This window comes from Flexivirga sp. (assembly GCF_035551235.1).
In the GTDB taxonomy this organism is placed as follows: domain Bacteria; phylum Actinomycetota; class Actinomycetes; order Actinomycetales; family Dermatophilaceae; genus Flexivirga.
The window spans coordinates 269,006-288,913 of record NZ_DASZNO010000038.1; the positions used below are offsets into that span (position 1 = coordinate 269,006).

Annotated in this window: 18 protein-coding genes; 6 read left to right on the forward strand and 12 right to left on the reverse strand. The window is 67.7% G+C overall.

The features are described from left to right. Window positions 1-42: 42 nt before the first annotated feature. Together VG502_RS14070 and trpS are read right to left on the reverse strand one after the other, a co-directional pair. Entirely contained in the window at window positions 43-558 is a 516-nt protein-coding gene (locus VG502_RS14070) for a 2'-5' RNA ligase family protein (protein WP_325550690.1), read from the reverse strand. Continuing rightward, window positions 558-1,595, reverse strand: coding sequence for a tryptophan--tRNA ligase (gene trpS / locus VG502_RS14075; RefSeq protein ID WP_325550691.1), 1,038 nt, complete (start codon window positions 1,593-1,595; stop codon window positions 558-560). Before trpS ends, VG502_RS14070 begins: the two co-directional genes overlap by 1 nt. A gap of 164 nt (window positions 1,596-1,759) precedes the next feature. Between trpS and VG502_RS14080 the strand changes: the two genes are divergently transcribed. Then, on the forward strand, window positions 1,760-2,554 hold the full coding sequence (locus VG502_RS14080) for a DeoR/GlpR family DNA-binding transcription regulator (RefSeq protein ID WP_325550692.1): 795 nt from the start codon (window positions 1,760-1,762) through the stop codon (window positions 2,552-2,554). A 9-nt stretch (window positions 2,555-2,563) separates the two neighbouring features. On the opposite strand, the gene VG502_RS14085 is transcribed toward VG502_RS14080, so the two are convergent. After that, window positions 2,564-3,907, reverse strand: coding sequence for a peptidoglycan DD-metalloendopeptidase family protein (locus VG502_RS14085; RefSeq protein ID WP_325550693.1), 1,344 nt, complete (start codon window positions 3,905-3,907; stop codon window positions 2,564-2,566). A 239-nt stretch (window positions 3,908-4,146) separates the two neighbouring features. On the opposite strand from VG502_RS14085, the gene VG502_RS14090 reads away from it, so the two are divergent. Continuing rightward, window positions 4,147-5,619, forward strand: coding sequence for a S10 family peptidase (locus tag VG502_RS14090; RefSeq protein ID WP_325550694.1), 1,473 nt, complete (start codon window positions 4,147-4,149; stop codon window positions 5,617-5,619). Between the two features lie 8 nt (window positions 5,620-5,627). On the opposite strand, the gene VG502_RS14095 is transcribed toward VG502_RS14090, so the two are convergent. From VG502_RS14095 to VG502_RS14105, 3 genes are read right to left on the reverse strand one after another with little or no spacing between them, the layout of a single operon-like run. Then, window positions 5,628-6,833 carry a glycosyltransferase family 4 protein gene (locus tag VG502_RS14095; RefSeq protein WP_325550695.1) on the reverse strand — a complete coding sequence of 402 codons (1,206 nt, stop codon included), beginning with the start codon at window positions 6,831-6,833 and terminating at the stop codon, window positions 5,628-5,630. Next, window positions 6,826-7,920, reverse strand: coding sequence for a glycosyltransferase family 4 protein (locus tag VG502_RS14100; protein WP_325550696.1), 1,095 nt, complete (start codon window positions 7,918-7,920; stop codon window positions 6,826-6,828). The genes VG502_RS14095 and VG502_RS14100 overlap by 8 nt, the downstream gene beginning before the upstream one ends. 7 nt (window positions 7,921-7,927) lie before the next feature. After that, entirely contained in the window at window positions 7,928-9,097 is a 1,170-nt protein-coding gene (locus VG502_RS14105) for a glycosyltransferase family 87 protein (RefSeq protein WP_325550697.1), read from the reverse strand. A 121-nt stretch (window positions 9,098-9,218) separates the two neighbouring features. On the opposite strand from VG502_RS14105, the gene VG502_RS14110 reads away from it, so the two are divergent. After that, the gene (locus VG502_RS14110) at window positions 9,219-10,163 is read left to right on the forward strand and encodes a UDP-glucuronic acid decarboxylase family protein (RefSeq protein ID WP_325550698.1); all 945 of its coding nucleotides are present in this window, start codon (window positions 9,219-9,221) and stop codon (window positions 10,161-10,163) included. Between the two features lie 11 nt (window positions 10,164-10,174). On the opposite strand, the gene VG502_RS14115 is transcribed toward VG502_RS14110, so the two are convergent. Then, window positions 10,175-11,254, reverse strand: coding sequence for a glycosyltransferase family 4 protein (locus VG502_RS14115; protein WP_325550699.1), 1,080 nt, complete (start codon window positions 11,252-11,254; stop codon window positions 10,175-10,177). Continuing rightward, complete coding sequence (locus VG502_RS14120) at window positions 11,251-12,069, reverse strand: glycosyltransferase family 2 protein (RefSeq protein ID WP_325550700.1); 819 nt, start codon at window positions 12,067-12,069, stop codon at window positions 11,251-11,253. Before VG502_RS14120 ends, VG502_RS14115 begins: the two co-directional genes overlap by 4 nt. A 125-nt stretch (window positions 12,070-12,194) precedes the next feature. Here VG502_RS14120 and VG502_RS14125 point away from each other — a divergent pair, with 125 nt between their 5' ends. Continuing rightward, the gene (locus tag VG502_RS14125) at window positions 12,195-13,232 is read left to right on the forward strand and encodes a glycosyltransferase (RefSeq protein ID WP_325550701.1); all 1,038 of its coding nucleotides are present in this window, start codon (window positions 12,195-12,197) and stop codon (window positions 13,230-13,232) included. Window positions 13,233-13,257: 25 nt separating this feature from the next. Here VG502_RS14125 and VG502_RS14130 read toward each other — a convergent pair whose 3' ends face one another. The 3 genes from VG502_RS14130 to VG502_RS14140 all read right to left on the reverse strand — a co-directional run bounded on the left by VG502_RS14130 (window position 13,258) and on the right by VG502_RS14140 (window position 17,187). Further along, window positions 13,258-14,856 (reverse strand): oligosaccharide flippase family protein, encoded by a 1,599-nt coding sequence (locus VG502_RS14130; protein WP_325550702.1) that lies wholly within the window; start codon window positions 14,854-14,856, stop codon window positions 13,258-13,260. A gap of 65 nt (window positions 14,857-14,921) precedes the next feature. Next, on the reverse strand, window positions 14,922-16,172 hold the full coding sequence (locus VG502_RS14135; RefSeq protein ID WP_325550703.1) for a glycosyltransferase family 39 protein: 1,251 nt from the start codon (window positions 16,170-16,172) through the stop codon (window positions 14,922-14,924). Window positions 16,173-16,179: 7 nt separating this feature from the next. Then, window positions 16,180-17,187, reverse strand: a complete 1,008-nt coding sequence (locus VG502_RS14140) for a TlpA family protein disulfide reductase (RefSeq protein WP_325550704.1) — start codon at window positions 17,185-17,187, stop codon at window positions 16,180-16,182. A 92-nt stretch (window positions 17,188-17,279) separates the two neighbouring features. Between VG502_RS14140 and VG502_RS14145 the strand changes: the two genes are divergently transcribed. Both VG502_RS14145 and VG502_RS14150 read left to right on the forward strand, forming a co-directional pair. After that, a complete protein-coding gene (locus VG502_RS14145; RefSeq protein ID WP_325550705.1) occupies window positions 17,280-18,152 on the forward strand; it encodes a nucleotidyltransferase family protein in 873 nt (290 codons plus the stop codon). Then, window positions 18,149-18,412 (forward strand): PqqD family protein, encoded by a 264-nt coding sequence (locus VG502_RS14150; RefSeq protein WP_325550706.1) that lies wholly within the window; start codon window positions 18,149-18,151, stop codon window positions 18,410-18,412. Before VG502_RS14145 ends, VG502_RS14150 begins: the two co-directional genes overlap by 4 nt. Here the strand turns inward: VG502_RS14150 and VG502_RS14155 are convergent. Then, the gene (locus tag VG502_RS14155; RefSeq protein WP_325550707.1) at window positions 18,399-19,850 is read right to left on the reverse strand and encodes a tyrosine-protein kinase domain-containing protein; all 1,452 of its coding nucleotides are present in this window, start codon (window positions 19,848-19,850) and stop codon (window positions 18,399-18,401) included. The two genes, VG502_RS14150 and VG502_RS14155, sit on opposite strands and share 14 nt — an antisense overlap. Window positions 19,851-19,908: the final 58 nt, after the last annotated feature.

Consider the following 19,908-nt stretch of genomic DNA (forward strand, 5'->3'; position numbering starts at 1 on the left):
AGGTTACGCCGCAAAGTACCTTGACATCGAAATAAGGTTCACCTAAGCCGCAGCGAGCGGCCAGGTGCGCACCGAGCGCCATACCTGATCGTCTCCGTGCTCGTACAGATCGAAGCCGGTCACCACGAAACTGCGTTCGTATGACGCCAGCGCCGCGAACGCGCCGTCGAGCGCTTCCTCGGAGACGCTGTGGGCGATCGTGACGTGCGGGTGGTAGGGAAACTCCAGCTTCCGCTCGACCGGACCGCTGCGCACCGCGCGCTCCAACTGCTCGCAGCCGACAATGCCCTCGGCGACGGCGACGAACACGACCGGCGACGTGGGGCGGAACGTGCCGGTCCCCCGCAGCGTCATCCGGAACGGCTCCACCATGTCGGCGACGGCCGCCAGGTGGGAGCGCAACGCGTCCTCCCCGTCCGGCTCGACCGGCGTCGGGGGCATCAGCGTCACGTGCGGGGGTACGGCGTCGGCCAGCGGGTCACCGGCCTCCAGTCGCGCATGCTGCAACTCCTCCGCGAACGGAGTCGGGATCGGAATCGAAACGCCGATCGTCTTCATCAGCGAGTAGCCCCCGAGGGGATGAATCCGACTGCGGCATAAGCGCGTTCGAGCACCGCAGACGCAACGGAGCGAGCACGCTCCGCGCCACGTGCGAGGATGCGGTCCAGCTCGGCCGGGTCGGCCAGGAGTTCCTCGACACTCTTCTTGAACGGTGCCTGCACGTCGGCGACGAGGGCCGCGACATCGGTCTTGAGGGCGCCGTACTTGTTCTCGCCGGCGTAGCGCTCGACGAGCGCCTCGATCGAGTCGTTGGACAGTGCCGAGTGGATGCGCAACAGGTTGGCGATGCCGGGCTTGGCCTCGACGTCGTAGCGCACCTCGTTGTCGGTGTCGGTCACCGCGGACTTGATCTTCTTGGTGTTGACCTTCACCTCATCGAGCATCATCAGGTTGCCGTTCTGGTTGTCCGCCGACTTGCTCATCTTCGCGGTCGGCTCCTGCAGCGACATGATCTTCGCGGTGCCGGACGGGATGTGCCCGTTCGGCACGACGAACGTCTCGCCATAGCGGGAGTTGAAGCGCTGGGCCAGGTCCCGGGTGAGCTCCAGATGCTGGCGCTGGTCCTCGCCGACGGGGACGGAGGTGGCGTCATACAGGAGGATGTCGGCGGCCATCAGCATCGGGTAGGTGAACAGCCCGACGTTGGTGCCGTCGGAGCCGCGCTTGGCGGACTTGTCCTTGAACTGCGTCATACGCGCCGCTTCGCCATACCCGGTGATGCAGTTGAGGACCCACGCGAGCTGCGAGTGCTCGGGCACATGCGATTGGACGAACACCGTCGACACGTCCGGGTCGACGCCACCCGCGAGGTACTGCGCGGCCGTGACCCGGGTGCGACGTCGTAGCTCCTCCGGCTCCGGGTTGACCGTCAGCGCGTGCTGGTCGACGACGCAGAAGAACGCGTCGAAATCCTGTTGCATGCGCACCCAGTTGACCTGGGCTCCCAGGTAATTGCCCAGATGCAGCGAGTCGTGCGTGGGCTGCATACCGGACAGGATCCGCGGCGTGGGACGGCTGGGCGATGTGTCGCTCATGGAAGGTACGTGCTCGCTTTCAGTGCACTGGAACCGGATCGCGAGCAAGTCTCTCACTCCCGTACCAGCGAAACGGCGGTCGGCCACCCCCGACTGCACGCAGCACACATTGTTTGATCGTGTTTAGATGTGAACGAAACCGTGTTCGCCGAAGGGAGATCGTGATGTTGGCCCGTCAACGCCAGGAGCTCATCGCCCGCGCCGTCGACGAGCACGGCGGGATCCGCGTGTCGGAGTTGGTGGCCGAGCTGAACGTCAGCGACATGACGATCCGGCGCGACATCGAGACGCTCGCCCGCAAGGGTGTCGTGCGCAAGGTCCACGGCGGCGCCACCCGCGCCGACCGCAGCGCGGACGAGCCCGGCTTCACCGCGAAGTCGGACATGAACCCCCTGCAGAAGTCAGCGATCGCGCGGACCACGGCGAGCCTGATCTCCCCCGGCTCCTCGGTCGCCATCTCGGCGGGCACCACCGCGTATGCCGTGGCCCAGGAGTTGCGCGACATCAAGAGACTCACGGTCGTGACGAACTCCCCGCCGGTCGCCGAGTTGCTCTTCGACCCGGAGGAGAGCTCCCGCCTGGTCGTGCTGACCGGCGGCGTCCGCACACCGTCCGACGCCCTGGTCGGCCCGGTCGCGAACGAAATGCTGGCGACGGTGCACGTCGACACGCTGATCCTCGGCGTTCACGGCATCGACCTCAGCGCCGGACTGACGACGCCCAATCTGCAAGAGGCACAGACCAATCGAGCGCTGATCCGAACAGCCAAGCGTGTCATCGTGGTCGCCGACCACACCAAGTGGGGCATCGTCGGCCTCCTGACGATCGCCACCCTGGACATGGTCGACACCCTGGTGACCGACGCCGACCTCGACGAGGAGGCACGACGCGAGCTCAGCAAGCGCGACATCAACCTGGTGATCGCGTCGCGCGACGAGGCCTCGCCGACCGACGGCTGACGGATCGGGTCAGCGGTGGGCCGGGGTCTTCACCCGCCAGATCTCGAAGATGTGCTTGCTCTGCTGCTCTCCGGTGTAGGTCGCGTAGGTGACGTTGATCCGGGGATTACGTGCGGCCACCGCGCGCTGGGCCGCCGGATCGGTCACGAGCATCACGAACCCGACCTGATCGGGGCCCAGGTAGCTGTCCTCGAAGATCAGGTCGCCGGGTCGCTCATCGCCGGGGCGAACGCGTATGCCGTGCCCGGCCGCCAGCCAATCACGTTGCTGTCTCACGGATCTCGGGATATTGACACCGGCCTTGGCATAGGCCGACTGCACGAATGCCGAGCTGTCCCAGGCGTCGGGCCCATCGGCACCGAAGCGGAATCCGTGGCCGACCTTGCTCGCCGCCCAGGCGACGGCGTCCGCGGCCTGTGGTGAAGCGGCGCTCGCGGACCCGTCGGTGCATGCCACACCGCCGGTCCGCCCGCCATACTCGGTTGCGTAGTGGAGGACGTCGTTGACGTACCAGTCCGCGTGGTTGTAGGCGTAGAGCGCCTTTCGGACACCGGCGGCCCCGTCGGCCACGCCCCACGCACGCAGGGCGTTGGCCGCGGAGTAGACACTGTCGGCCGTGTTGAGGATGTCGACCCGGCCGTCGCGGTCGCCGTCGACGCCGTATCGCGCGAAGGTGCTGGGCAGGAACTGCATCACGCCCTTCGCCCCGGCGGTCGATGTGTGGTTGACACGCCCTTGTGCCGTCTCCTCCATGCCGACCCCGGCGAGGATCGGCCAGGGCACGCCATACTTCTGCGCGGCTCCGAGGTAGAGGTTCATCAGGTCGGCGGGCACGGGCAGCGCGCTCTGTGTGAGGGTCTGCTTCCGTGGCGAATCCGCAGCAGGCACAGCGAATCCCGACGAAGTGGCCGGCGCCGGAGCGGAGCCATTGAGCGGTGCGCCGTTCTGCTGCATGAACGGCACGGGGTTGATCGGCTTGCCGTTCAGGTGCACCTCGAAGTGCAGGTGGGGTCCTGTGCTCGCTCCTGTCGATCCCTCCTGACCGAGCACCTGGCCCGCCTGGACGCGGGTCCCGGGCCTGAGGTCGTCGGCGATGCGTGACATGTGGCCGTAGAGCGTCTGCACGCCGTTGCCGTGGTCGAGCGTGACCTCATTGCCGAGTCCGCCATACGGCCCCAGCCGCACCACGGTGCCGGCGGCGGCTGCGACGACCGGGCCCGGGCCGGGCAACATCGCAAGATCGACTCCGGCATGGAGTCGGTAGGCATGCGAGATCGGGTCGGTGCGGTCACCGAAGGGTGAGGTGATGACGTAACGCTGCTGGACCGGTGCACGCCAACCCGCCTGTCCCACAACGCAACTCCCGGTCGAGGAGCCGGTGGCCGCGTCCGCTGGTGCGGTGGGTAGAACGGCGATCATGGCGAGCGCGGGTAGCATCGCAATTCGCCGTAACCACCGATTCGTAATGACCGCCCCAGCATTCATGCGATGCCCCTTCTCTCCAGAGTCATGGTAGGAGGGGGCCTGGTAGGCGGGCTATATCTTGCACAGATTGGATGTTGTCCAAAACTGGCTGACCTAGCATCGATTCCGTGAACAATGAGTCGAGCACCCCGCCGTCGGAAAACGCTGGTTCCACGCCGATCCCGACCGACACCACGGTGCGCCGGTCACACACGTTGAGCACGCCGTCGGGTTCGATCAGTTACACCAGCGAGTCCGGCACCGTCGTCCTGCGCACCGACGAGGTGAAGGACGGAGTGTGGCAGGGCCGTAAAGCGGTGGCGGAGGTTGCGATCACTGCCTACACACTGGATGACGCGGACCCGCACGAGCGGCCGGTGACGTTCGCATTCAACGGCGGTCCGGGCAGCTCCAGCCTCTGGTTGCACATGGGCCTGCTCGGTCCACGGCGGGTGGAGATGGGGGATGCGGGCGCCCTGGTCCCGCCCCCGTATGGGCTGGTCGACAACCCCGAGACGCTGCTTCTGGTCAGCGACCTGGTCTTCATCGATCCGGTGTCCACCGGCCTGTCGCGTGTGCTGTCCGGGGAGAAGCCCAAGGACTTCCACGGCTTCACGGCCGATGTCGAGTCGGTCGCAGAGGTGATCCGCAACTGGGTCACCCGTGAAAATCGTTGGCTGTCACCGAAGTTCGTCGCGGGCGAGTCCTACGGCACCACTCGGTCTGCTGCCCTGGCACAGCATCTCCAGGAGAAGCTGGGCATGTATCTCAACGGGTTGATGATGATCAGTAGCGTGCTCGACTTCGGCACCGCCAATTTCGAGCACGGCAACGACAGGGCGCATGCGCTGTACCTGCCGTTCTATGCGGCGACCGCCCATTTCCACGGCAAGCACGGAGGCCGGCGACTGCGTGATGTGCTCGACGAGGCGGAGGACTACGCGTCACGGGACTACCCATGGGTGCTGTCACGTGGCAACCGCCTGATCGAAACCGAGCGAACAGAGGCAGTTTCGCGGCTCGCAAGCCTGACCGGCCTGACGGAGGACTACATCGACCGGGCGGACCTGCGGATCGAGCACTGGCGCTTCTTCGGCGAACTGCTCCGTGACCGAGGTATGACGGTGGGACGTCTCGACTCCCGCTTCACCGGCCTCGCCGCGAGCCGGATCGCCGAGAACATGGACGCGGACCCGGCGATGGACGCGATCACCGGGCCCTATTCGGCGGCCTTCCAGCACTACCTTGGCACCGAGCTCGGTGTCACCAGCGAGCAGGTCTACCACGCGATCAGCGAGGACGTCGGGCGCGACTGGAGCTACAAGGAATTCGAGAACTCCGCGGTCTACGTGATCGACCGCTTGGCGCGTGCGATGCGCCAGAACCCCCATCTGGCAGTGCATTTCGCCTACGGCTACTACGACGGCGCGACGCCGTACTTCTGCGCGATGGACGACGTCGCACGCCTCGCGCCGACGCTGCTCCCCCGGCTCGAACACCACTTCTACGAGTCCGGTCACATGACGTACGTGCACGAGCCGACCCGGACGCAGCAGAGCGCCGATCTGGCCGAGTTCGTGCGCCGGCACTCCGGGCGCTGAAGGGTTCGTCAGCCTTTCGGTCGGAGCATCGAATGGCGACGTGGCTCCTCTTGGTCGAGCAGCCCCCGCCATACCTGCCGCATCGCGTCGGCGGATCTGTCGATGGAGTACGTCGCGACGATCTCCGGCTGCACACGGGTCGCCAACTGCTGCGCCGACGCCGGATCGTCCAGCACACGCATCAGCGCGTCCCGCAGACCAGCGACATCGCCCGGGTCCACCAGTTGCCCGCGTCGTCGGTTAGTCGACGGCTCGACGATCTCGGTCGCGCCTCCCCCACGCGTGGCGATGATCGGCACGCACCTGGCCATCGCCTCGGTGATCACCTGACCGAAGGGTTCGGGCACCGTCGCGGCATGGACCGCCACCGTCATCGCGTCCAGCTCCGGTCGGGTGTCGCGCTGGAACTCGACCCAGCTGATCGCGTGATCGACACCGAGCCGCTGCGCCTCGGCCCGCGCCTTCAGCTCGTACTCCCCCTCGCCGAACATCGCCGCACCGATGATCCGGACGCGTGCCTCCGGGTGCCGCCGCAACACCTCCGGCAGCGCCCGAATCAGCACGACCTGCCCCTTGGTCGGGCTGATCCGGCCGATCATGCCGATGACCGGCGGACCCACCGGCAGCTCGGAGCGCAGCTGCACCTTCTCGGGGATGAGACCCGGATGGACGACAGCCGGCGTCGACCTGCAGCCCGCCGTGTCCGCCGTCGCCCGGGAGTTGGCGACGACGGCGTCCGGCACGCGCCGGAAGGCAGCACGCATGGGCCGCACGAGCCGGTGCGGGAGGTAGTCGTCCGCGACCCTGTCGTGCAGGTGCCACAGCACCGGTATGCCGAGCAGCTTGGCAGCGGGCGTGGCGATCGCCATGGCCTTGAAGGTGTTCGCCCACAGCAGGTCGACACGCTGCTGTCGCAACCACTGCAGCAGCGCGCCGGTGAACGCTGCCGTCGCCGGCCCGGCGAGTGTGGCTGCCCGCAGGCCCGCCGCCGCGTGCCGGTCGGTGTGCACGACCTCAGTCCGCAGTCGCCGGATGTGCACCTCGACACCGTGCTCGCGCAGCACTCGTCCCAGATCGCCATCCTCGAAAAGCAGTGCCTCGACGTCGAATTTGTCCATCAACAGCGGGATGAGACGCGCGACACCGAGCTCGTTGCCGCCGAGTCGCGCAGTGTGATTGACCAGCAGGACACGTGGCCGGGTGCCGTCAGCCATGGGCCACTCGGTCGTAGATCGCCAGGTATCGATCGGCAACGCCGGCCCATGACAAGGACTCGGCGTGTTGACGAACGCGACGCGGCTCCACCGGATGCCTGTCGGCCTCGATCAGCGCCGCGGCGAGCGCGCGCTCATCGCTGGGATCGACGCCCCAACCGATGCCGCCGGTCGCGTCCGCGAGCCCGCCGTGGGTGCTCCAGACCACCGACCGGCCGGCCGCCATCGCTTCCAGCGCCACGATGCCGAACGGCTCGAGCCGGCTCGGCACGACGGCGACTCGACTGCTGTGGAGCAGGCACTGCACACCGGATCGATCGAGCGACCCGGTGAATTCCACTCCCGCACCTGCCATTTCGTGCAGGCGCACAGTTTCCGGACCGTCGCCACCGATCCGCAGCACCGCGTTCGGCAGCTTCTCGCGGACCCTCGCGAACGCTGCGATGAGCAGGTCGAGGCCCTTCTGTGGGACGTGTCGGCCCCAGGCGGCATACACCGGTGCCTCGGGCAGGTCGGTCACGGTCCATTGGCTCGGGTCCACACCGTTGGGAACCACCTCGCAGCCGGCGAACCGGGGTGCGACCGTGGCAGCGTCGTCGCCGGCGCGGCGTGAGCATGCGGTCAGGGCGGCGGCACGCCGAGAGCCCGCGCGCAGGACGGTCCGCAGCTGCGCGCTGCGCTGATAGACCTGCGCGGCATCCATGGTGACCTCGCCCTGGGTCGTGATGACGAGCGGAACCCGGTGCAACGCCGTGTATGCCGCGAGCGGCGCTACCTGGTTCGCGGCGCACTGCACGTGCACCACGTCCGGCACGGGACCGAGCCGGCGCAGTGCCGCCAGCTGACGGCCGAGCTCGACCGGGTATGTCGCAAGGCGTTGCGGCCGACGACCGGGCAGTTCGAACGGGATTCGCGCGACGGGCACGCCCTCGATGTCGTCCCGCGCAGGCAGGTCAGCGGGGTGGCGGTGCACCACGACCAGCACGTCGTGTCCGCGCCGCTGATAGTCACGCGCGAGTTGCAGGGTGAGCTCTTCCACCCCGCCCTTGGCCGGGAAGAACGCGCTCGGCGCCAGCCAGATCCTCACTCGTCTACTAAACAGCATCCGCAGGGAGGACACGGGCACTCTTCGGATCTGGCGCCATCGCCGGCATGGCCAGCCGGGCGGCGACAAGCAGAAGCACGACTTGGGCAACCGCAGCCACGGAGGAAGCGAGCGAATCATCCGCAATCAGAGCCGAACCCGCCGGCAGGAACAGCAGGACCGCCGCAACGACACCAGCCGAGACGGTCACGAGTGTCCTACCCGTGGTCGCGAGTACGGCGCAGAGAATGACCGACACGAGGCCGTAGTGGGGCTCATCCACACGTGACACCAGGAAGAGACAAATTGTCGGGGCGATGGCGACGATGCCGGTCGCCACGAGATCGGTCCGCCGCCAGCACCACCACAGTGCGAGCAGCACGATCAGCACGATGCTTGCCTGCACGGCGAAAATGAGCGCGGGCGCGGCATGCAGACTCGTCCCGCGAGCCCACAACGAGGCGTTGGCCTGCAATGGCAACAGTGATCCTGCGGCCAGTTTCCGAGCGCTTTCCATCAGCAGCGACCAGTCGCTCACCAAGGCCAAGCCGACGATGTTGAGCACCGCGGGAATCAGGAGCGCACCGCAAACCGCTCGCCACCTGCGCGAAGCGACCAGGACGAGAAGAAGCAGAATCGCGAGCGGCTTGATGCTCAACGAGAGCCCTATCAAACACGCGGCCGTTGCCCACCGATGAGACTCGACACAGACCAGCGCCCACGCACTGAGAGCAGCCACCAGGACTGTCGCGTTGCCGAAGGTGATCGTTCCTCGTCCCAGTGGACTGAGCATCAGGGCGGCGGTGAGGAGCGTGGACATCCAGCGAGGAACTCTCATGAGCCGACCGCACGCCACACCGATTCCGACGAGCGCAAGGATGTTCACCACGAGCATGCCTGCGACGAAGGCCCTGTTCGTCATGAGCGCCGAGGGTGCGGCCAGTACCGCACATGACGGCGGGTAGACGAACGGATTGTGACCGGGGACAGGGTGGTAGGGATCTCGAAATTTCACCAGTCCCCGCGCGCCGTACCAGATGGACTCACTGTCCATTCCGTACGTCGCATGGGTCCTCGCAAGAACCGCCACGAACCCACCGACAAGTCCCAGCGAGACGATCTGTGCGAGTACAGGGCGGGTGCAGCGGCCGCGACTCCACTGGTAGGAACCCGCCCACATGGCGAAAGGATCGCATGCCGACCGGTACGGCGAACGCGAATGCCAAAAGATCCGGCGCGTGGTTCGATGAGGCGGGCTGCGGGAACAGCAGATCCATTGTCGGACGAAGGGTCAACGTGTCGTGACTGATCGACGGGTACTCGTGACCGGTGGCGCCGGTTTCATCGGATCGCACCTGGTGGAGCGACTGCTCGAGCGAGGCGACGAGGTGCTGGTCGCCGACAACTTCTACTCCGGCATGCGCTCGAACGTGCACCACCTGCTGGACAACCCTGCGTTCGAGCTGATCCGGCACGACGTGACGTTCCCGCTGTATGTCGAGGTGGACGAGATCTTCCACCTCGCGTGCCCCGCGAGTCCGGTTTATTACCAACGTGATCCGGTCCAGACCACCAAGACGAGCGTGCACGGGTCGATCAACATGCTCGGTCTGGCAAAGCGCACCGGCGCCAAGATCCTGCTGACCTCCACGTCCGAGGTGTATGGCGACCCGGAGGTGCACCCGCAGCGCGAGGACTACTGGGGTCACGTCAACCCGACCGGGATCCGTTCCTGTTATGACGAGGGCAAGCGGTGCGCGGAGACGCTCTTCTTCGACTACCGCCGTCAGCACGACCTGCCGATCAAGGTCGCTCGTCTCTTCAACACCTACGGCCCGCGGATGAGGCCCAATGACGGACGCGTCGTCTCCAACTTCATCGTGCTCGCGTTGCGCGGTGAACCGATCACGATCTACGGCGACGGCCTGCAGACTCGGTCGTTCTGCTTCGTCGACGACATGATCGCGGGTCTGCTGACCCTGATGGATTCCGATCCGTCGTTCACCGGCCCGGTCAACCTGGGCAACACCGGTGAATTCACCATGCTCGAGCTGGCGGAGCTGGTCGTGAAGCTCACCGGCAGCAGGTCACAGATCGTGCACCGGCCGCTGCCGCAGGACGACCCCACCCGCCGGCGGCCGGACATCGCACTGGCGAAGTCGGCGCTCGGCTGGGAGCCGCGGACCGCGCTGGAGGAAGGCCTCGCGCGCACGGTGGAGCACTTCCGAGCGACCATCGATACCTGAGAGAAGAGCCCTCAGCGGGCGCTTCGTCTCGCGAGGACGTCTTTGTAGGCAGCAAGAGTCTCGGTCGCAGTATCCGCCCACGTGTAGTGCTGGTGTATGCGTGTGGCCAATGCCGGCGACGGCCCTGCGTTCACCGCGTCGAGCACGGCCCGGCGGACCGATGCCGGGTCCGCCGGGTCGCAGAACCACGCATCGTCCTGCAGATACTCCCGGGCGTGCCCCCGTGAGGTGCTCACCACAGCGCAACCGCACAGGGCAGCTTCCAGCGACACCAACCCGGTCGTCTCGAACCAGGTCGGCAGCACATGGACCGCGGCCGCGCTGTAGTGGGCGGCGAGCTGATCGTGCGGCACCGACCCGACGAACTCGACCTGGCGGCCGCTCGCCGCGGCACGGCACGCGCGGACATATTCATCGTGATGCGGGTGCGGCGGGCCGACGATGGACAGACTGATGTCGGTGCCCGCCAGTGCCTTGATCAACCCGAGCTGGTTCTTGTGCGGCTCGATCCTGCCGACGAAGAGCGCCGAACGACGCACTCGCTCGACGCCCGGCACGGGCGCAAAGCTGCCCGGGTCCACCGCGTTCGGAACGACTCGGGTGTCGGTCTGCACCCCGAGATCGGCAATGAGCTCATCGCGCTCACCCCCTGCGTTGACCAGCAGCATGTCCGCGGCGGACCAGGCACGGATTCGGTCCAGCTCGCGATCGGTCTCAGCGAGCGCGCGCCGGATGAGCGGCTCTCGGCCGCGAAGGCCAGCCGCGCCGATCCGCACGGCGCGCGACAGCCGTCCCAATGCCTGGCGAGCGCCGATCCGTTCCTCGGGACCACGTGAGTCGTACCTGATGCCGACATACACCGGCGATATGACCACCGGAAGACCACGTCGTCTCCCCGACTCGACGTGTCGCGCGTGAACGCCCATGCCGAACCCGTGGACGAGGTCGAGCTCCTCGTCGGGCAGTTCCGGATCGGTCGTCTCCACAACCTCGACCCCGAGTAGCCGGAGCGCCGCAGCCGTACGTTGCATCTGTATGACGTGGCCGCCGGGGATCTCGCTCGCTCGCGGCATCCAGAGGGCGACCTTCACCGCGCCACCCGAACGGATTTCCTGACGCGTTTTCTGGCCCGCCAGACCCACGCCCGCACGTTCGAGGACCGAGCGCGCTCGAGCTGCTTCTCGACTCGGTCGGAATGGGACCACGCGCCCCACAGCAGCGCTTCGACGGTCGCAGGGTCGTTGTTGGCGACGATCCGTTCTCGGGTGACCCGCTCGGCATACGCGAGATCGCCGCCGTGGAACCTGGAGTCCGGGCGAATCCGGTAGTGCAGAACTGCGGTGGGCATCGGTTGGGCACGTCCGCCGCACCGGCCGAGCAGCCTGATCCACCATTCGTGGTCCTCGTGCCCGGAGCGCATGGCCGGGTCCTCGTCATACCCGCCGGCCTTCTCCCAGTCCGTCCGACGGAACGCTGACGCGACAGCAACCGGCGACCGATTGCCGAAGTCGGGCAGCGTGAACGACTTGCCGCTGTCGGCCCATCTGCCGGATCCCGCACCGAAGCGCTGGACGGCGGGGCTCGCGATCGTGACCTGCGGGTCGACCAAGACGTCCACGGCTTCAGCCGCGAAGTTGGCAGACAGCCGGTCGTCACCGTCGAGGCAGATGACGAACTCGCCTGTGCCGGAACGGATCCCGCTGTTCCTAGCTGCGGATACGCCGGCGTTCTGCTGTCGGATCACGCGAACCCCATCCACCTGGACCGGCACATCGGACCCGTCATCGACGACGATGAGCTCTACGTGCGGGTAGCTCTGCACATGCACCGATGCGATCGCCTCGGCCAGGTGGTGCGGGGCGTCGTTGTACGTCGGGATCACGATCGTCACCAGCGGTTCCGGCATGGCCGGACTGTAGCCCCATTGTGTGGTCGCTCAACCCCGAAACGGCAGAGTCCGATGGGGTTGCCGGATAGACTCGCCCAGGGCCGTGGCGCGCGGATCGGCGAGCGGATAAGGGGTGGGGGGACATGCCGAAACGTGTGACATGGCTGACGCTGGCGACGAAAGTACCGATGGGCCAGCAGACCTACGAGGTCGCCATCCAGGAGGCCGTTCGGGCAATCGCCGGCCCACAGTGGGCATTCGATGCGAACACCGTGGGTTCGTGGCGTACGGATGCAACGACGCGCATCCCGGCGAAGCTGCTCAAGCTGCCGGCAACCGCTGCCGCCGTGGGCCGCTGGGCGGGGCGCGGCGCCGATCTGGTGCACCGCTTCGACCTGCGCATCCCGGGGCCCGGGCGAGCGCACGTCGTGACCGCGCACGACCTCCCACCGATGCGCTTTCCGGACGAGGGCAGCATGCCGTCCTGGGCACAACGCCCGCTCGGCGACGTGAAAGTCATCTGCCCCTCCGAGTTCGCCGCGAGCGAACTCGCCGACCTCCTCGGCGCGCGAGACATCACGGTCGTCCCCTACGGGGTGCGAGCCTCCTTCCAGCACCCGGAAGCGCAAACCCCCGATGAACTGCGAACTCTCGGCATCCGGCAGCCGTTCTTCGTCCACGCCGCCGGTGCCACGCAGCGCAAGAACCTCACTGGACTCGCCGAGGCATGGCGCTCCGCCGTCGGCGCACTTCCCGATCACCAGTTGGTCCTGCTCGGCCCACCGCATCCGCGACGCGACGAACTCTTCGCCGGACTGCCGAACACCGTGCTGCCCGGCCGGATCCCGCTGGACTCGGTAGGTCGGGTGATGGCCGCCGCCGAAGCGGTCGTCGTCCCTTCCATCTACGAGGGTTTCGGGCTTCCGGCACTGGAAGGTATGGCGGTCGGCACCCCCGTGATCGCGGTCGACCGCGGCGCGCTGCCCGAGGTGTGTCTGGACGCCGCGCTGATGGTGGAGCCCGACGGAGCCGGCATCGCAGCCGCCATACTGGCCGTCGGCCGACACGAGGTCGATCGGGACGCGTTGATCGATGCCGGCCTGCGGCGCGCCGCGACCTTCAGCTGGGAGAAGGCGGCGCGAGAGCATTTACGGGTCTACGAGTCGGTCGTGAACGACTGACCGGGCGACTGACCGGGCGACGACCTCACGTGGCGTCGTGCGTCGTGACGAGCGCCAGCACGAGACGCGTTCGACGCTGCCCCACCGCGGGAACCACCCGCACCAACGCGGAGACATCACTGTCGGACAACCCCGCGCGCGTGACCCGGACCAACAGTGCCCAGGCGACCGTGGATGCGGCCGACGCCACGATCGCCGCGACCGGGGCCGGCAGGTCGAGCGCTTGCAGCACGAACCAGGCGAGGACAGACGTCCCGAACGCTATGAAGAGCGCTCGGGCGACCGCGAGAAGCTGTCGCCAGGACAGCCCCAACGCACGCACCTCGCTGTTGACCAACAGGCCCAGCAGCGTGAGCGCCCCGCTCATGTTCGCGACGACTGCGCCCCACCCGCCCATGACCGGGATCAGCGTCACGGCGAGCACCACGTCCACGACCAGCGCGATGAGGTCGACGACGAGAATGGTGCGCGCCGCGAGCCGGCCCAGGACGAACGCACCCACCGGAGCGCCGGCGACGAGGATTCCCGCAGAGATGCTCAGGGCGACGAACATGCCCGCGGACCTGCTGAAGGCCGAGCCGTAGAGCGCAGGGATCAACAGCGCCAGCGCGGGCACGCCGACAACGGAGAGCGCCCCGACCAGAATGACCGAGGTCCGCAGGGTGCGGAAGAACGCCGGCACGATCGCGGCCGTGTCGACCTCCCGCAGCCCGGAGATCGCCGGGATCAGCGGACCGACCAGTGCCTGCGCCGGCGAGAAGATGTGCGAGGCGAGCCCGAAAGCGAGTGCGAAGAGTCCGACGGCTGCGGTGTCCGAGAACCATTGCAGGAAGAACACCTCGGTGCGGGACAGGGCCAACGTGGAGATCAGGGTGGCGATCGCGGTCGGCACGACGAACTTCCAGAAACCGAGCGGCATGTGACGCGGCAACCGCGGCCGGAGGACCGCGGCACGGTATGAGTGGTCGACGACGAGCAACGCCAGCCCGATGCCGATACTGCCCAGGGCGAGACGGGCCGCCCAGACGACGTCAGCGGAGCCGCCCAACAGCAACGCGGTGACGACACCTACCTGACGCAGCAGGTTGACGATCATCGCGTTCTTGGCACCCGTCGCCGTCTTGTTCTCGATCGCCAGGCAGGTCGTCGCCCCATCGAAGAAGCCGGGCACCCAGACCCCGAAGACCAGGGCGAGGATGAGTATGGGCAGGTCGACATGTGCAACCAGGACGACGACGACCGTGAGTACCGGTGCGGCGAAGACCAGCCGGAAACCCTGTGCCTTGGAAAGCAGCTCACGGACTTGGTCACGATGGCCGGATGCGTGTGCCTTCGCACCGAACTGCAGCGTGCCGGTCGTCACGCCGAGAGCGACAATGCCGCTGACGATGTCCATCAAGGTCATCAAGAACGCCAGGCGGCCGTAGTCGGCGACGCCGAGGATGCGCGCGAGCAGGATGTTGACCACGAACGCGATGGGCACGCTGGTGACGGTGTGGATCATCGTCCAACCCGCACCGCGAATCGCCCGATCCTGCAACTCTCGTCGGTCGAGGGCGTTGGCTTCACCGGACCCGATCGTGGCCTTCGCCGGCGCCTGCCCGTCGTCGTCCGAATCGCTCAAGAGCCCACCTCCCGGCGACTGACGATGACACCCATCGATGATTGCGAACGGATGGCGCGCACCGGTCAGAACCTCCACAGGACCGGGTCGGCCGGCATACCCGCGACGGCGACGAGCAGCCAGGCGTCCAGGACACAGAACGCGGCGATCAGCGTCCCGAGCAGTGTCGTCAGCAGTGCTCGCACCGACGGGCTGCCGACGAGCCTGGCGAGGAACGCCATACCGATCGGCGCTGCAACGAACACCAACCGCGGCGCGATCGCCTGCATCGTCCACGCGGCGACCGCGTAGCCGACGACCGTGATGATCACCGTGGACACGGCGAAGACGACCGGCGGATCGGGGACACTCCACGTCACGCGGAGCCGGCGGATGAGCAGCAACGCCAGGACACCCACGGCATACAGGAAGACGACGACGGCGAGGAGACGAACAGCCGTGGGAGCGTGAAATGCGTTGCGGTAGTACTCCGTCGGCGCGAAACCGTACGAGATCAGCGACCGGATCCACGCGGTGACCGAGCCGAGACCGGTGAACGCCAGCGGCGGGAAACTCACGCCGGTGCGATGGACTGCGGAGCTCCCGGTCGGGTCGCCATACTCGATCACGTTCCGGACGAACCACCAGCCGCTGACGAGCACGGTGCCGAACACCGCAGCACCGGCACGAGCGCATCGCCTCCCCCACCCGCTCCGACGATCTGCCAGCGCCGCGACGACGAAGGCGATCAGCAGAGCCGCCGCGGTGACCTTGGTGAGCACGGCCAGGCCGACGAGTATGCCGGCAGCCGTGGCAATCTGCGTGCCGGCGGCCGGCCGCAACGCCCGGCAACCGACGAGACCGGCACAGCAGGCGAGGACGATGCACAGGTAGTCGTTCTGCACGCTGGCCGCGATCGCGAGCATCGTCGGGTTGAGCGCTACCGCACCGGCAGCCAGCGCCGCCGCCCAGGTCGGGGCACGCAGTTCCTGTGCCAGCCGAAAGGTGAGGAACCCCAGCAGTGGGACGAGCACGAGCCAGCCGAAACGCAGCGCGTAGAGGACGTGCAGGTGGCGATCGCCGTCGCCCACCAACTGCGCCGGAAGAGCAGAGACCGCGTAGTAGACCGGACCCATCTGCGCTTCGTATGTCACTCCCGGGTCGCCGAGCACCGGCAGCGGATGACCGTGCGCGTACTGCAGCACGGTGCCCAGGTGCGACGGTTCGTCATACGGCTGCCCCTGCGGGACGAGCCGGGCAAGGAGAGCACCCACCACGCATGCCAGCCCGACCAGCCCGGTCCCGAGCACCGCGGGTGCCCTCCCACCCCACGTCATGGCTCGCTCACTCCGTGACCGGTTGCTCGCTCGGGACAAGCCCCGCCTCGGCCAGCTGCTCGGAGATCTCCTCGAGCAGGTTGCTGATGTCGTCGAACCCGGTCTCCGGACCGCCGGCCAGCATCCCGTCGACGCCGAGCAGCACCGCGGCCGGATAGGTCACCCCGAACGTGCGGGCCAGCGTCGTGCGCGGATCGTCCATCCAGGTGACCGCGGCACCCAGATCCGGCACCTCCTCGATGCCGCTGCCGGGCGGAACCGCGACGGTGCGCACGACCGGATGGCGCTCCGCCCACGCCGGCAGAATCTCCATCGTGCGGGCACACGCACCGCAACTCGTCTTCAGGAAGACCAGCAGCAGGGGCTGCTGACCGCCGATCGCGGCCAGTTCCCGCGGCTCACCGGTCGCCCGGTCGACCAGTGCGCCATACGGGATCGGTTGCCGTTGGTAGTCCCTCGGCTCATCGTCGAAAATTGTTGCCCTTGTTGCTGATTCGCCGGCCCTACCGACGACCAACCAGGTCAGGAAGACCGCCACGGCAACCCCGAGCAGCCACGTCCACTCAGCGGCACCGAACGACGTCAGGCGCTGTATGACGCTCCGACCGGCCACCGCATCGCCGACCGCGACCAGCGCCAGCACCACCAGCAGGCCGTTGCGCACCGCCGTCCGCCGATCGACCTCACCCAGCCCGAGCCGTCCGAAACACCCGCACTCCACCCGTTCCGCGAAGCCGAGCGCGCGCACGATCACGACGAGATAAGCGACGAAGAGCAGCGCCACGACAACCGTCACCGCCACGTATGCCGGCGCGGGTATGACGACAAGCGCGACCGCCAGCACCAGCTCGGCATACGGCAGCAGGACCGGGCCGTTCATCGTGCGGAGCCACGTCGGCAGCCGCAGGGAGGCGAAAGCGTCCGCCGTCGTTGACGGTTCGCGCAATTTGAACACCGCACTGACGATCAGCACGAGCGCCAGCAGCACCGCCGGAAGGATGAAAGGAGCAGCCACTGCCACAGGTTACGGACGCCGGAACGACCCTGGTGCCGGAACCGATCAAAGTGCCCCCGGCCGCGCGGGCGGTTCTGCGAGAATCAGCCCCGATGGAGGAGTCAGAGGTCGCCGAGCACGAGGTGGCGCAGGTGCGCATCGAGCTCGCGCACGGCGTGGTGCAACTCCTGTGCAACAGCAGCGGTGTCGACGCTCTGCACCTCAAGGGGCTGGCCCTCGATCCCGAGCTGCGTTATCCCGACCGGACCGGCCGGGATGTCGACCTGCTGGTGCGTCCGTCCCACATCGACGCGTTGCGCGCGGCGCTGCGCTCGCACGGCTGGCTGCAGCTCGGGCGCTTCGCGACCGGCTCCCCTTTCGAGCACGCGGAGAACTGGCACCACGAGACGCTCGGCTACCTCGACCTGCACCGGCTGATCCCCGGCATCGGGCTGACACCCGACGACGCGTTCGCGTCCCTGTGGGCGAATCGCACGAGCACCCTGCTCGCCGACGTCGAGTGCGCCGTGCCCGACCGGGACGCGCAGGCGCTGGTCGTGCTGCTGCACGCGGCGCGTTCCCGCGGCGATCACAGGGGCGCACTCGACGTCGATCATGTATGGCGCAACGCCGACGCCACCAGCCGGCAGCGCATCGTCGACCTGGTCGACGACCTGCGCGCCGAGGTGGCTTTCGCCGCTGCGGTCGGCGGGTTGGAAAAGTTCCGCGATCGACCGGATTACCTTCTCTGGAAAGTCAATTCGAGCCCTAATGCTCCGCGGACGACCGAGTGGTGGGCACGCATTCGGGCCGCTTCGGGTCCCCGCCGCAAGGCGTCCCTGGCCGTGCGCTCATTGCTGGTCAACCGGGATCACCTGCGGACCATGGGCGCCCGGGAACCATCCCGGGCCGACCTGGCCCGGGAGTTCGTGCGCCGGGCGAGGCTGGCCGCCCGGGAGCTCCTGGACGGGCGGCACTCGCGATGATCCGTTGTCGCCGCGCTGCCCGGGTCGCGGTCGTCCGCCGGGACGACCGCACCTTCGTCGCGTCACTGCACGGTGAGGTCCTCTTGCTGCGTGACAACGCCGTCGTGATCTGGGAGTGCGTCGACACCGGCTATTGCGAGATCACGGACATCGTCGACCGGGTGGCGGCGCGCGCCGGACTGCCGGCGACCGATGTCGCTGCGGAGACACGCGCGTTCCTGGACTCATTGCGCGAGTCCGGGCTGATCATCGCCGAGTGAGCTGCCGGCTCGCCTTCTTGTGGCTCTTCTGGGCCGCTACGGTCCGGCGCGTGGCCGGAGCGCCGGCCGAATGCTGCGAGGCGACCGTGCCCTTCTCCGGGCGGTAGGAGTAGCGGTAGTAGCTCGGGCCGGAGCGGCGGCGGCCAGACAGGTTGAGCACGAAACCGCTGATCTCGACCTCGGAGTTCTGGAAGAACTTCGCTGCCTGGTGCAGGTCCCGCTTGCGGGTGCGACCCGCGGCCACGACGAGCACGAGGCCGGACGCCAGCTTGTTCAACAGCATCGCATCGACCACCGGCAGCACCGGCGGGCTGTCGATCAGCACGAAGTCGTAGCGGTCCTGCAGCGTCGCCATCAGCCCGGCCATCCGCTCCGAACCGATGAGCTCGCTCGGGTTGGGCGGAATCTCACCGGCCGTCAGCACATCGAGCTCGGTGTTGCCGAACGGCTGAATGGCGTCCTGCACGTCGGCGCCGCCGAGCAGCACCGTCGTCAGTCCGACGCTGCCCTCCAGCCCCAGCATCTTCGCCACCGTCGGCCGACGCAGGTCGCCGTCGATGAGCAGCGTGCGCGAGCCCGACTCTGCCAGCGCCCGCGCGAGGTTGGCGGTCGTGGTCGTCTTGCCCTCGCCGGGAGCGGCCGAGGTAACGACGAAGGTGTGGCCGCTCGTGGTGACGTCGACGAACATCAGACCGGTCCGCAGGCGCCGAATCGCTTCCAGGTAATGGTGATGGGAGCTGGCGACCGACCAGTCACGCAGCACACCGTCGGAGGCCAGCTGCTTCTCGACGGGGAGCTCGGCGAGCAACGGCGCCTTCGCCGCGGCGTGCAGGTCGGCCTCGTCCCGGACCTTGGTGTCGACGGTGTTCCGGATGAGCGTGACGCCGATGCCGAGCAGCAGCCCGGTCAGTAGCGCGAGGATCACATTGCGCTTCACGTCCGGCGACGACGGCGCGTCGGGCGTCGTTGCCGGGGACACCGGGATCGACTGCACTTCCTGCCCGCTCGAGCGCAACAGTGTGGAGAACGTCGCCGCGCTGTCGGCGAGCTGGGGGCCGACGGCGTTCGCGATGCGCGCCGCTCGGGCCGGATCGGAGTCCTTGACGACGACGGTGAGGATGTTCGCCTTCGAGCCGACGGATGCCGACACGTCGATCGGATAACCCGCCGGCAGGTCCGCTCGCTTGCGCAGCGGCTTGACGACCGCCGGTGAGTGCAGCACCGCGATGTAGGTGTCCAGATCCGTCGAGTTGATGACCACGGCGCCGGCGTTCTGCTTGGTGGGCGCAGCGGTCTGCAGGTAGACGGAGGCACTCGCCGTGTAGACCTTCGGTTGCAGCAGCGTGACACCGGCAGCAACGGCGACGACGGCGAGCATGCAGGCCACCAGGATGAGCCACTGGCGACGCAGGATGCCGAAGAACTCCCGAACTGTCACGCGCCGCCCTCCCTGCAGTCGGATCGGGCCGAAGCCCCGGATTCCAACGGTACTCGGC